Genomic DNA, 12,484 nt, shown 5'->3' with positions numbered 1-12,484 from the left:
TTTCAAGAAAACAGGTGCCATTGGTACCTGTTTTCTTGTTCTTAACGTTAATATTCTGTTAAGATGATGTATACATATTACTTAAAAAGATATAGATGATATAATTTATTTATCTATATTACATAGAAAAGCATTAGAGAGGGTGTAGGCCTCTGCGAACACTTATGAGAATTATTATTGTCTTGACTCTGTTCTTATCCATTGGTTTTTATATAAATGTAAAAGATGATAATCGTGATGAGGTTTTAATAAAGGATCATCATACTTCCGAAATGAGCCCGACATTACCGAAGAATCCTGATATAAAGCAAAGTAAAATTTCTCGGGAAAGACCAAAAGAAGGACTATCCTTGTTAATTGGGAAAAAACGATCGGCCATGGAAAAAGAACTTGGAAAGCCGCTGCGAATTGACGAGTCTGCATTTGGTTATCAATGGTATATTTATAACTCAGATTATGCCCGCTATGTTCAAGTTGGGGTTGAAGATAACCGCATCGTAACGGTCTTTGCAATTGGTGAAAATTTAGATGTTGCCCCCTTTGAAATTGGTCAGCCAGTGGAAGAAATTTTTAATACTCAATTTATTGATGCCAACATTGAAATTGATAAGGATGGGAGTTCCTACCGATTTGAATTAAATGATACAGATTTAAATATTCGACCTATCGTTCAATTAGGAAATGTGTATGTGCAGCTATATATCGATAAATTCACAGGAAATCTATCCAGTGTCCGTTTCCTTGATGCAGATACCCTTATTAGACAGCGCCCTTATGAGCTCGTCTATAGTGGGAAATTAATCGAGGCTCCGGTTCTGAGTAATGTGATGTGGAGAAGGATTGAACAGGGAGCAGAAAAACAAATCTTTGACCTAACCAATGTTTTACGAGTAAGACATCATTTGAAACCATTATTGTGGGATGAAAAAACAGCACAGGTCGCTTATGAACATAGTAAGGACATGGCTGAAAATAATGATTTTTCCCATACATCAAAGAAATTTGGCAGCCTTTCCGACCGGTTAAAGTCAGCACAGGTCGTTTATCAAACGGCTGGAGAAAATATTGCTGCTAATTACATTGATGGACCAGAAGTTGTTGAAGGTTGGTTAAACAGTAAAGGACATCGTGATTCCCTTTTAAACACAGATTTTTCTCATCTTGGAGTAGGAGTATACCAAAAGGATTATACACAGAACTTTATTCAAAAGTGGAAACAATAAAAACAGCGGTCTATTTAAGACCGCTGTTCTTTTAAATTCTTTCAAAATGACTAAAGACCAGATGGCTGTTTTCCCAACAGCCATATACTTTTAGAAATTCACCGACCTGAAAGGTTTCAATCACCGCTGTTTTGGTAAGAGGAGTAATTTTTTTTACATTTATTTGCCTTGTTTCTGTTTGAAGCTTTATTTCCTGGACAAATATGTATCGATGATAATAATACCGCTGTTTTTCCTCAAAAATACTCTTAATTTCTCCGGCTGCAACGGCCTCTTGACGGATATTTTCAAGTGAAAGCCATTTAGTATCTTGTTTCTTCATTTCTTTTCTAGTAACCCAATAAAAGTAAAGAAGGATGATAGGGATTATGATGGCGGTGACCATAAAAGGATGGACCCCCTAAATGTTATTTCTTTATGACAAAAAAGGTTCCAGTTGCATGAGCAATTTTTTTTCCATCATCACGGCGAACCTCACCGGAAACAACCATTGTTTTATTTCCTCGGTGGATGATCTCTGCGTTGCAACGGAGACTTGTTCCAATTCCAGGTGCGATGTAATGGATATTCAGCTGGTTTGTCACAGCTCCATAGCCTTCCGGAAGTAAGTAATTTGCGAGAGTACCCATTGCCGTGTCAAGGAGGGTTGCTGTTACTCCACCATGGACAATGTCGAACGAATTGTTCAGAACTGGGTTCAATGGAATTGTAATTTCACAGGAATTTTCGCCAAACTTACTATCCATATGAAGAAACTGGTCAATAAAAGAAAGGTTACCCATCTTTATTTTCCTTTGTAAACCCTCTAAGAAATAAGAAATGGCATTCAGATCATCTGCCGAGCCATTTTCTAAACATGATTCTAATAATGTGATTAATTTGTCTTTCATCCTTTTACCTCTTTCATTTCATCTCCTGAACATCTTACCACTTATAAGAGCTATTATAAATAATTTATGTCAGATTTAAGTCTTTCACAAATTTAATTTTCTAACATATCGTAATATAGGCATTGATGTCGGCAGAGGTGAGAAAAATGGCACAAAAAAAACTGCATCCGTCTGTGGTGAAGTTTAAGGAGTTTGTGAAGAACAATCCTAAGATTATCCAAGAGGTGCGGAAAGGTAAAGCAACCTGGCAGGAATTGTATGAGGATTGGTATCTGCTGGGTGAAGAAGATGCGCGTTGGGAACAAATCGGAAATGAAAAAAATGAGGTGTCTGAACAAACAGAAGAGAAGGAAGCAAATCAAGAAAAAAAAGGAGATCTGATATCGAATTTAATGGGAATGGTTAACAAAATGGATCCGAATCAAATTCAAAACCATATTAATAACTTGAGCCAGGCAATTGGTGCGATTCAAGGTGTTTTATCGCAATTTCAAGGGAGTAATGGAGCTAAAACACCCGGAAAGCCGCAAGAGGGGCCAATAAATCCTTTTTCATTTCGAAAAGATTAAAAGAAGGGATTTTTAAACATGCGAAAAGACGTACTAGAGTATTTGGGGGGTCAAAAAGAATTAAAGCAATTTATTCGGGAACAACCACTATGGTATCGAAAGCTTAGCCGAAACCCTTATGATTTACAATCATTAGAAATTGCTTCCTTACACTATTATAAAAAGACTATCCCACATCAAGTAGAGAAATTCTCCAACAGTGTACAAATGGCATCCATGATGTTTCATATGTTTCAGTCCATGAAAAATCAAGGTTAATCCAAGACCACATTTTAAAAATAATGTGGTCTTTTTATTTGTATATGGTTTTGATTAAGATTAAAAAACTAAGTGGTTGCAAACAATACAAGGAAAGGAGTGATGGGAATGAAAAGAAACATTTGGATGCTTACCCTTTCCATTTTTGTAATTTCTATGATGACAGGCTGTCAAAATGATGTACCCAAGCCAGAAACTAACCTTAAATTAATTCCAATGGTGCATGCAAGTACATATAAATTGGATTCTATTCCTGTATTAAAACAAAATTCCAATGAAATACCTTCTTTATTTGTTCAATACAAAGCAAAAGGAAATAAAATTATGGTGGAGTGTATTTTAACAGGAATTAGCTTTCGAGAGTCTGACCACTCAAAAGAAAAACTTGGGAAAATGCTTGTTTGGGTAGATGGCAAAAAATATCAAGAGGTTTCCACAGCAGCTTTTATCATCAAGGGACTTGCACCTGGAAATCATAAATTGAAGCTTGAGGTTATTGATTTAAAGAATCAGCCATATGGATTAACAAAAGAATTCATGGTAAATATCCCTAAGTAAAAGGAAAATTTCGCTTTCTCCTATTGTTCATGTTAGAATATGAGTGGAGGTGAGCGACCATGCTTGCTACATCTGAGCGAGTTGAGTTAGTAGAATTTGCAGAAGAATTGGCAAAAATGATTTTAAAATCTGATGTTGTTGAACAATATCAAATTTCCTTATATAAATTGCGGCATAATCGGGAATCACAAAGAAAAATTAAGCGGTTTGTCCGTGTTAAAGACCTATACGAAGAAGTGCAGCGGTTTGGTAAATATCACCCTGATTATAAAAAAATCATGACAGAAGTCCGTGAATATAAGCGGGAAATGGATTTGGATCCGCTAGTTGCAGAGTTCAAACTGGCAGAAAATGATTTGCAAACCCTCTTGGACGAAGTCAGCGTCTTTATCGGCAACGCTGTATCTGAGCATATTAAAGTACCTACAGGGAATCCATTTTTTGATACTGGACATAGCTGCAGTGGTGGCTGTAGCAGCGGCAGTTGTGGTTGATGGGATAAGAATCGGCTAATGTCAGCCGATTTTTTTATAGAGAAAAAAAAGTCGACTTTGAGAATTGTCCAGCTCCAGCGCCTAGCCCCTCGAGGGAAAAAATGAACTGCTTTTTTCCTAGGTTGCTTCGGTCCAGGCGATGAAGTCAAAGAACGACTTCACCGCCTGGCCCTCCAGCACTTGTCGGGGCTGACCAAGGCGCTTCCGCTTTTCTAATTACAGAAAAGTTTGAATTGAAAATTACTGATTTAATATGCTAGACTAAATAAAATGATGGTTTGTTGAAGGGGAAAAAAGTATGTTTGTACAAAGACAAGGTTTAGTGGTATGGCTTTACTCATTAAAACAAGCCAAAATGTTACGGCGGTTTGGGAATGTCCATTATGTTTCAAAAAAACTGAAATATGTAGTTTTGTATTGTAATCAAGAGGATGTAGAGGGAATTATGGAAAAATTAAATTCCTTTTCCTTTGTAAAAAAAGTCGAACCATCCTATAAACCTTTTTTGAACAAGGAATTTGAAAATTCTGCACCCGATAAGGCAAAGGAATACGACTATAAAATGGGAATTTAAAAGGTGAGGGGAAGTCCCCTCATCTTTTTTTTGTCTAGCTCCAGCGCCTAGGGGCTCTAGGTCATAAGCCAATCCGTCAAGAAGGTTAAAAAGCAACCTTCTCGCCGGCTCGTCTTATGCTTGTCGCCCCTGAGCACTAAGGAAAGCTCCTTGGAATAGACATCGCAGGAACAAGCTGTGCTTGTTCCGAAGGCGCTTCCGCTTTTCCTACTGCAACGGTAATAAATAATGGTTTAATCGTAAAATGCCAATTAAATGCTGGTAGTATAGCTCTTTTTCATGGAACATGGTTGATGGTTTTACTGATAGTTCATGGATTGTTTTGTTGAGCATTTCTGCTGTTTGGGCAAACAAATCATAGCGTTGATTGGGCAGATCATTTGGATTTGGAACCCCTTCTCTGCAGATATACAAGGCCTGGAATTTTCCTGGGTCTGTCGGCTTTAATATTAGCACTAAGGAGGTTACCTGCTTCGTGTCGATGGTTGTATGGAAGGCCATCATGTGAAGAAGACGATGCTGATTCGCCTTGGCAAGCTCAACTAGCTCATATATATCAGTAAAACCTTCACCTAATTCAATAAAACGTTGGATCAATAGTCTGACTCCCCTTTTTTATATACTCATCATTACTTTATCATTTTGTGAAAAAAGAAAAAACCCCGCAGAAAAAATCTGCAGGGTCCTTCTATATCCTTAACCAAGGATAGAAGGCAAAGGGAGAGGAGAAACCGGAGGAAGAACTTATGGGGAAACGTAAGTCTTCTCCGCGGTTGGCAACAACATCCTCGAATTGATGTTGTTAATAACATTATCCCCACAACGAAAAAGCTTATACACGTTTTTAAATTTTTTTCAAGAAAGATAATGAAATGATTAGATATTTGGCTAGTTTATTCAATTATGGTAGGATAGGGGAAGAAAATTGATTTTAAATTAAATGTGGTGATAGTTTGAGAGTGGTTTCGGGTATTTGTAAAGGTAGGCCCCTTAAAGCAGTACCGGGAAATACAACAAGGCCAACAACAGATAAGGTGAAAGAAGCTTTATTTAATATGATTGGACCCTATTTTAACGGTGGAATCGGACTCGATTTATTCGCAGGGAGCGGTGGTCTGGGAATCGAAGCGCTAAGCAGGGGCCTGGATAAAGTGATTTTTATTGATCGTGATGCCAAAGCCATTCAAGCGATTCGCGAAAATATAAAATCGTGCAGCTTTGATGAAAAAACCGAGGTATATCGAAATGATGCCGAGCGTGCATTAAAAGCACTTATTAAAAGAGAAATCCATTTCGATTATATTTTTTTGGATCCACCTTATAAGAAGCAGCAGCTCGTAAACTTAATGCAAAAAATAGTCGAAGATAACCTATTGAGAGAAGACGGGATTGTTGTTTGTGAACACAGCCACGATGTAGAGCTTCCGCAATCGGTAGGGGACTTAACACAAATAAAACATGAAAAATATGGGATTATTACGGTTACGATTTATTCGTCAATCTGTGAGTGATAAGGGGGAGTTTATTTGGCTAGCATAGCTGTTTGTCCAGGGAGTTTTGATCCAATTACATATGGCCATTTAGACATTATAAAAAGAGGGGCCAAAGTTTTCGATCAGATATATGTTGTGGTGCTAAGCAATTCTTCAAAAAAACCACTATTTTCGGTTGAGGAACGCATTCATTTGATTAAAGAGGTAACAAAAGATTTACCAAATGTTTTGGTTGATGAATTTTCCGGATTGCTTGTTGAGTATGCAAAAAGTGTAAAGGCAAATGCCATCATCCGTGGCTTGCGGGCTGTTTCCGATTTTGAATATGAGATGCAAATTACTTCAATGAACAGGGTTCTTAATGAAGAAATTGAAACATTCTTTATTATGACAAATAACCAATATTCCTTTTTAAGTTCCAGTATCGTGAAAGAAGTAGCCAAGTACAATGGAAAAATATCAGAACTTGTGCCCCCATATGTTGAAAAAGCTTTACATGAAAAATTTTATAATATTAAATAATAGAAGCCGGGCATAGAGGGTTATGCCCGGCTTCTTTGTAATCTGATAAATAAAATTACTGTATAAAGAGCAAGTGAAAGGATTGTGATGAGCGGTCCTGCTTCAAGCATACGATCATAAAGGCTATGCATCCATGAGTCTTTTTCAAAAAAGCTTACTGGTAGGGCACCCGTTGGATTTTCTTCTTGATAAAAGCGAAGATATACCGGCTTCCATAATAGATAGGCAAAAATACTTGCCAGGACTCCATGGATAATGCGCGCGATGAAAAAAGGTTTGAAGCTGATATTGGCTTGTGCCAGAATGCTCGCTACCTGTGCTTGAACACTGAAGCCGCTAAATGCCAGGATAAAGCTGGTAATCATTACTTTTTGCATAAGGGGTGCATCATGTACAAGGCTTGTCAGTTTACTTCCAAGAGTTATTTCAAATAAACCTGATATAAATGGAATACTTAATTTATCAGTAAACGATAACGCTGATAGTAATATTTGAACGGTTTTCGCAAGAATCGCAGTGATATGTAAGTGATATAGAAGCGTGTTAATAACAGAGAATAAAATGATAAATCCACCAATCATTAATAAGGTTTGAATGGATGAATTGACGGCATCCCCCAGCAGTTTACCAATTGGCCGATTATCTCTTATTCTAGTCTGATGTAATGTTGACAATGCTGAACGAAGGATATACTTACGCTTCTTTTCTCCCTCTCGGTATCCACTGTCCTTACCGTAAAACCGCATAATGATTCCAACACATATATTTCCTAAATAATGGGACAATGCCAGGATCACACCCAGTTGAGCATTATCGAAAAATCCTACTGCCACAGCACCAAAAATAAATAATGGATTCGAAGAGTTCGTAAATGAAACAAGCCGCTCCGCTTCAATTTTAGTCAATTGACCTTCTTGGTGTAAACGTGCTGTAAATTTGGCTCCCGCAGGAAACCCGGAAGCCATCCCCATCGCCCATACAAAACCTCCCACACCTGGTACGCGAAAAATAGGGCGCATAAGGGGCTCCAACAGGACACCAATAAATTTAACGACTCCAAAGCCGATTAGCACTTCGGAAACGATAAAAAAGGGCAGCAGGGATGGAAAGACTATTTCCCACCACATCTTGAGACCACGGACTGAAGCTTCCAAGGACTCCTTCGGAAAGCTGATAAGGGAGGTAGCTAGAATGGTAATTAATATGGATAAGATAATCGTTTTCACTTTTGAGCGAAACACGAAGGGGACCTCCTTCCGAGGGATAACAGTAACTATGCATTTTCCCCGTATCAATGATAAAATAAGAAATATTCATACAAATGTTCTCTTACAACTCGTCCTCATATAAATCAAATATACTCATAGTTCGAGAAATTAGACCATAAGATTGAACGAGATTTCACTTTTGCTGATGTGTGAGGTGGTAACTTTTATGGTACGGCCTAAAATAGGGTTAGCACTTGGATCAGGTGGTGCACGCGGGTTTGCACATTTAGGTGTTATCAAAGTATTATTGGAAGAAGGTATTCCGATTCATCTGATAGCCGGCAGCAGTATGGGTGCCCTAGTGGGGAGTTTTTACGGTGCCGGTATTGAAATGAATCGATTATACAAACTATCAACGGCATTTAGACGAAAATATTTTTTAGATTTTACTGTTCCCAAAATGGGTTTTATTGCAGGAAAGAAAGTGAAGGACTTTGTCAGGGTTTTTACGCACGGGAAAAATATTGAGGACTTATCCCTTCCGATTGGAATAGTTGCAACTGACCTTTTAACTGGAGAAAAAGTTGTGTTTCAAACTGGCCCGGTCGCTGAAGCCGTTAGGGCTAGTATTTCAATTCCGGGAATTTTTGTTCCGGAAAGGTACAAAGGGAGAATTTTAGTGGATGGCGGTGTTTCTGACCGTGTACCTGTATCTGTTGCAAAAGAAATGGGGGCGGATATCGTCATTGCCGTGGATGTCTCGATGGTGAAACGAAACGCTGAAATCACCTCGATTTATGACGTGATTATGCAAAGTATTGATATCATGCAGACTGAAATTATTAATACGAGAGAGATTGCAGCGGATATAATGATCCGCCCCCCGGTTGAAATGTTTAGTTCACGTGCATTTACCAACATTGAAGAGATTATTAAAGCTGGAGAAGAAGAAATAAAAAAACATATTCCTCAAATTAAACAGGTTATTGAGCAGTGGAAGGGGTAAAAAGTGGAATGCGTAAAAAAATATATGTCAGTGCTCTATTGATCATAGCCATTCTTTTAATTGGCGGGTTATTTTATACACTGCCTTTTTATGTGACAAAACCAGGGATGGCTAAAGAACTCCATCCCATTATAAAAGTAGAAGATGGATACAAGGAAAAGGGCAACTTTATGCTGACAACCGTAAGGATGGGCAGAGCAACAATTTATTCCTATCTAGAAGCTAAACTAAAAAAATATGAAGAACTTTATCCGGTAGAACAGGTTTTAGATAAAACAGAGACGGATGAGGAGTATAATGCAAGACAACTCTATCTCATGGCCCAATCGAAATTAAATGCAATCGATGTTGCATACCGAAAGGCAGGGCTCCCGGTAAATTACAAATATAAAGGAATCTATGTTGTTGATGTCGTTCCGGGTATGCCGGCGGATGGTAAGCTTCAAGCAGGGGATCGGATTTTTAAGGTTGATGGGCACGAATTCCCTTCCTCTGAAAAATTCATTGCCTATGTCGGAAAAAAAAATAAGGGTGACCAAGTTACCTTAACATTTATGAGAAATAAAAAAATAAAAACAGCTAAACTCTATGTTCAGCCGTTAAAAAAACAGCCTAACCGAGTTGGGATCGGGATCTATCTAGTCGATGACAAGGAAGTTAAAGTTGATCCTCCTGTTGAAGTAAAAACAGATGAAATCGGCGGTCCTTCAGCAGGATTGATGTTTTCACTCGAAATTTATAATCAATTAACGAAAGAGGACTTGACGAAAGGCTATCAAATTGCCGGGACAGGTACGATTGATGTTGATGGGACTGTTGGTCCAATTGGAGGAATTGAGCAAAAAATTGTAGCAGCAGATAAAGCTGGAGCAGAAATCTTTTTTGCCCCAAATGAAAAGGGGGCAAAAGATTCCAACTACCGGGCAGCAGTGAAAACTGCAAAGGATATCAAAACTAAGATGAAAATTGTCCCAGTAGATTCATTTGATGAAGCGGTTGCCTATTTAGAAAAATTGCCTAAAAAATAAAAAGACGGTGCGCTGCACCGTCTTTTATTCTAAAATGATTGGTGTTTGTTTAAATTCTTGCTGAATGAATTCATTCCTTAAATTTTCCGATAAGCCAAATGCGTAGATTTGCGCCGCTTTGATATCAAGCATTATTTCTTTTTGTTTATAGGAAGAAAGTTTTGAAACGAGCGGGAGCGTAAGCTCGAATTTCCTTTTATTTAAATAGGCTTTTCCTTTTTGCGTCATTCCTAATAATCTTAAATAATTTGCCCTTTCAAATTTGCTCATTTCTTCCTTTGTTGCATTGGTTAAAATATGTACACAAATCCGTTGCAGTCTTGTCCAAGTATAACGCTTGGTTTTGACTTTTTCCATGAATTCTTGAAAATTGCCAGAGGTTAAGGCTGCAGCTTTCAGCCGGTTTTCAATTCCTTCTTCAACCTCATATATTTTCCTTAGCTCTTCCGGACTGCTTTGAATAATTCGAAATTGTAAAAAGCTCCAATAATTTTCCCATTGATGAAATGTCCCGTAACGGTTGCTATATGCCTTTAATAACTCATTCGTCTGTTCCGGAACAAACTGTTCAATGGTGAATGAATGCTTATCAGTTGAAAAAAGGGCTTTACGTATACTCGTTGCACTAGCAATCGTTTCAGAAGCAAAATGCTCATCATGGTAATTGGCATTCTTTCGGGCAACGGTTAACGGTTTTATTTGGCTATTTAATTTTTTTATAGATTTAATATACTGAAATCCCAAGATGTTATTAGGTTTTGCTAAGTTTAATAAGCCATCTGTTTCAGGAAATTCTTGAAAGGAAAGGGATAATGCCTTTGGATAACTGACACCGGATTTAATATGTCTTTTTACATTTTCATCAAAGATTTCTTGATGCTCTTTCAAAAAGTCAATGGTCCGCAAAAATGAGGAAATGTCGCCGCTTTCACTACCAAAACAAAAAGATTCACATTGAACCGCATCTAATATCGAAACTGCCCCATCAGCAAAAAGCTCTGCATTTTGAGTAGCGAATGGATAAGGAAGCTCAAATACGAGATCTACTCCCCCCAATAATGCCATTTTCGTTCGATACCACTTAGAAACAAGTGCAGGCTCTCCCCTTTGCAGAAAATTTCCGCTCATTACTGCAATCACAATATCAGCATTTGCTGTTTCTCTTGCTGCTTGTACGTGAAAAGCATGTCCATTATGAAAAGGATTGTATTCGACAATTACGCCAACAGCTTTCAATGGTTTATTTCCTCCTGTTTTTTTAAAAATTTATGTATTTATTATAACGAAAAAGGAAGGGAATAGCTTTGTATTCCCCCTTCTTTTAAAATTCGTTTCATTTTAGTCGTAATCATCCCAGTCATGCCTATTCCATTCATGATTATTCCAGCCATTTCCGTTCCAATCATGCTCATTGTGGTGGAATCCATAATAATATCCAGGGTAACCCATGTGGTAATAAGGCATACCTGTTCCCCATGACCCATAAGGACTTCCTATTCCTACATAGTGGGGGCCAAAAAAGTAACCTGGAGCCGTAGACACGACTGGAAAAGATTGTGGTGAATAATACATATGGTTAACACCTTCTTTCTCATTTTCGCTATACCATATGAAATATAATTTTCATAAGAGCTTATCCATCTAACAAATAGGCCTAATGACAATATAAATGTTTGTAAAAAGTGCAAGTGGATACACTTATAAGTAATTGCTTTTTAGAGGGAAATAATTTAATGAAATCACCTTCCTAGGTGTAAAGAAAAAACATTGACAAAAATTTAATCGAAGGCTATAATTACTTTTGTTGCCTTGGGGTGATTCTATTGAAATGGACATTAAGCCAATTACAAAAATATCGAAACAAGGATTTTCCGATTGATGAAACGATTCGGGTCGATGAGATTAAACAAAATGATCCATCCATTCGAGAGGTATCTCCCATGCATATTACCGGTAGGGGAGACATTGATTCAACGAAAGTGACCTTTCATTTAAAAATCGAAGGTCATTTAATACTTCCTTGTTCTCGTACTTTAGTGGATGTGAAACTTCCAATTAATGTCGAAACATCTGAAACTTTCCTCTTACAAGCTTCGAATTACGAAATGGTAGAGGAAGGTTATCAAGTAAAAGGGGATAGTATTGATTTAATGCCAGTCATTAGAGAAATTCTTTTACTTGAGATTCCGATGCAGGTTTTTTGCGAAGATGTCACGAATGAAGATGCTGCGCCACAATCCGGAAAGGATTGGGAAGTGATTCATGAAGAGGATCAAGCGAAGAAAATTGATCCAAGACTAGCAGGACTTGCTAAGTTTTTTGACAATGACAATTCTTCCGAATCATAATCGGCAAAACATGTAGCAAAGTGAAGATTAAAGAAATTCAGATCTTCAAAACTTTCTTTAAACTCTTTAAGGAGGTGGGAAGAATGGCTGTACCTTTTAGAAGAACTTCTAAAACTGCAAAGAGAAAACGTCGTACTCATTTTAAATTAAACGTACCTGGTATGGTAAGTTGCCCAAACTGTGGTGAAATGAAACTTACTCACCGCGTATGTAAAGCTTGCGGAACATACAAGGGAAAAGACGTTGTGAACGACTAATTTCATTGAGATAAAAAGCACAAGGACATAATGCCTTGTGCTTTTGTCGTTTATAA

The 12,484-nt window shown here is 37.7% G+C and carries 18 protein-coding genes; 12 read left to right on the top strand and 6 right to left on the bottom strand.

Features of this window, described 5'->3' with window-relative positions; genetic code table 11:
- The first annotated feature begins 164 nt into the window (after nt 1-164).
- Complete coding sequence (locus J2Y67_RS02240; protein ID WP_310170069.1) at nt 165-1,223, top strand: CAP domain-containing protein; 1,059 nt, start codon at nt 165-167, stop codon at nt 1,221-1,223.
- Nucleotides 1,224-1,254: 31 nt separating this feature from the next.
- Here the strand turns inward: J2Y67_RS02240 and J2Y67_RS02235 are convergent, their stop codons facing one another.
- Nucleotides 1,255-1,545, bottom strand: coding sequence for a hypothetical protein (locus J2Y67_RS02235; protein WP_310170066.1), 291 nt, complete (start codon nt 1,543-1,545; stop codon nt 1,255-1,257).
- Nucleotides 1,546-1,630: 85 nt separating this feature from the next.
- Nucleotides 1,631-2,113: a PaaI family thioesterase gene (locus J2Y67_RS02230; protein WP_310170064.1), complete on the bottom strand. Its 483-nt coding sequence runs from the start codon at nt 2,111-2,113 to the stop codon at nt 1,631-1,633.
- A 146-nt stretch (nt 2,114-2,259) separates the two neighbouring features.
- Between J2Y67_RS02230 and J2Y67_RS02225 the strand changes: the two genes are divergently transcribed.
- The 5 genes from J2Y67_RS02225 (at nt 2,260) to J2Y67_RS02205 (ending at nt 4,566) form a co-directional block, all read left to right on the top strand.
- Nucleotides 2,260-2,682, top strand: a complete 423-nt coding sequence (locus J2Y67_RS02225; RefSeq protein WP_310170062.1) for a YlbD family protein — start codon at nt 2,260-2,262, stop codon at nt 2,680-2,682.
- An 18-nt stretch (nt 2,683-2,700) separates the two neighbouring features.
- Nucleotides 2,701-2,940, top strand: coding sequence for a YlbE-like family protein (locus tag J2Y67_RS02220; protein ID WP_310170060.1), 240 nt, complete (start codon nt 2,701-2,703; stop codon nt 2,938-2,940).
- A gap of 108 nt (nt 2,941-3,048) precedes the next feature.
- Nucleotides 3,049-3,498, top strand: a complete 450-nt coding sequence (locus J2Y67_RS02215; protein ID WP_310170059.1) for a hypothetical protein — start codon at nt 3,049-3,051, stop codon at nt 3,496-3,498.
- 59 nt (nt 3,499-3,557) lie between these two features.
- Nucleotides 3,558-3,992, top strand: coding sequence for a YlbF/YmcA family competence regulator (locus J2Y67_RS02210; protein WP_310170057.1), 435 nt, complete (start codon nt 3,558-3,560; stop codon nt 3,990-3,992).
- Between the two features lie 298 nt (nt 3,993-4,290).
- Nucleotides 4,291-4,566: a YlbG family protein gene (locus tag J2Y67_RS02205; RefSeq protein ID WP_310170055.1), complete on the top strand. Its 276-nt coding sequence runs from the start codon at nt 4,291-4,293 to the stop codon at nt 4,564-4,566.
- Between the two features lie 207 nt (nt 4,567-4,773).
- On the opposite strand, the gene J2Y67_RS02200 is transcribed toward J2Y67_RS02205, so the two are convergent.
- Nucleotides 4,774-5,163, bottom strand: coding sequence for a DUF7147 family protein (locus tag J2Y67_RS02200; protein ID WP_310170053.1), 390 nt, complete (start codon nt 5,161-5,163; stop codon nt 4,774-4,776).
- Nucleotides 5,164-5,519: 356 nt separating this feature from the next.
- On the opposite strand from J2Y67_RS02200, the gene rsmD reads away from it, so the two are divergent.
- Nucleotides 5,520-6,077, top strand: a complete 558-nt coding sequence (rsmD, locus tag J2Y67_RS02195; protein ID WP_310170051.1) for a 16S rRNA (guanine(966)-N(2))-methyltransferase RsmD — start codon at nt 5,520-5,522, stop codon at nt 6,075-6,077.
- 15 nt (nt 6,078-6,092) lie between these two features.
- The gene (gene coaD, locus J2Y67_RS02190; protein ID WP_310170048.1) at nt 6,093-6,581 is read left to right on the top strand and encodes a pantetheine-phosphate adenylyltransferase; all 489 of its coding nucleotides are present in this window, start codon (nt 6,093-6,095) and stop codon (nt 6,579-6,581) included.
- 20 nt (nt 6,582-6,601) lie between these two features.
- On the opposite strand, the gene ylbJ is transcribed toward coaD, so the two are convergent.
- Complete coding sequence (gene ylbJ / locus J2Y67_RS02185) at nt 6,602-7,822, bottom strand: sporulation integral membrane protein YlbJ (RefSeq protein WP_310170045.1); 1,221 nt, start codon at nt 7,820-7,822, stop codon at nt 6,602-6,604.
- 193 nt (nt 7,823-8,015) lie between these two features.
- On the opposite strand from ylbJ, the gene J2Y67_RS02180 reads away from it, so the two are divergent.
- Both J2Y67_RS02180 and J2Y67_RS02175 read left to right on the top strand, forming a co-directional pair.
- Nucleotides 8,016-8,795, top strand: coding sequence for a patatin-like phospholipase family protein (locus J2Y67_RS02180; RefSeq protein ID WP_310170043.1), 780 nt, complete (start codon nt 8,016-8,018; stop codon nt 8,793-8,795).
- Nucleotides 8,796-8,803: 8 nt separating this feature from the next.
- Nucleotides 8,804-9,823, top strand: coding sequence for a SepM family pheromone-processing serine protease (locus J2Y67_RS02175; RefSeq protein ID WP_310170040.1), 1,020 nt, complete (start codon nt 8,804-8,806; stop codon nt 9,821-9,823).
- 24 nt (nt 9,824-9,847) lie between these two features.
- Here the strand turns inward: J2Y67_RS02175 and J2Y67_RS02170 are convergent, their stop codons facing one another.
- A complete protein-coding gene (locus J2Y67_RS02170; RefSeq protein ID WP_310170038.1) occupies nt 9,848-11,059 on the bottom strand; it encodes a nucleotidyltransferase in 1,212 nt (403 codons plus the stop codon).
- Between the two features lie 41 nt (nt 11,060-11,100).
- Nucleotides 11,101-11,307, bottom strand: a complete 207-nt coding sequence (locus J2Y67_RS02165) for a hypothetical protein (RefSeq protein WP_310170035.1) — start codon at nt 11,305-11,307, stop codon at nt 11,101-11,103.
- Between the two features lie 339 nt (nt 11,308-11,646).
- On the opposite strand from J2Y67_RS02165, the gene J2Y67_RS02160 reads away from it, so the two are divergent.
- Together J2Y67_RS02160 and rpmF are read left to right on the top strand one after the other, a co-directional pair.
- Nucleotides 11,647-12,171, top strand: a complete 525-nt coding sequence (locus J2Y67_RS02160; protein ID WP_310170033.1) for a YceD family protein — start codon at nt 11,647-11,649, stop codon at nt 12,169-12,171.
- A gap of 83 nt (nt 12,172-12,254) precedes the next feature.
- Nucleotides 12,255-12,428: a 50S ribosomal protein L32 gene (gene rpmF, locus J2Y67_RS02155; RefSeq protein ID WP_026574777.1), complete on the top strand. Its 174-nt coding sequence runs from the start codon at nt 12,255-12,257 to the stop codon at nt 12,426-12,428.
- Nucleotides 12,429-12,484 lie beyond the last annotated feature (56 nt).

Source organism: Neobacillus niacini (assembly GCF_031456445.1).
GTDB lineage: Bacteria > Bacillota > Bacilli > Bacillales > Cytobacillaceae > Neobacillus > Neobacillus niacini_I.
This window is presented reverse-complemented; position numbering and strand designations above follow the sequence as displayed.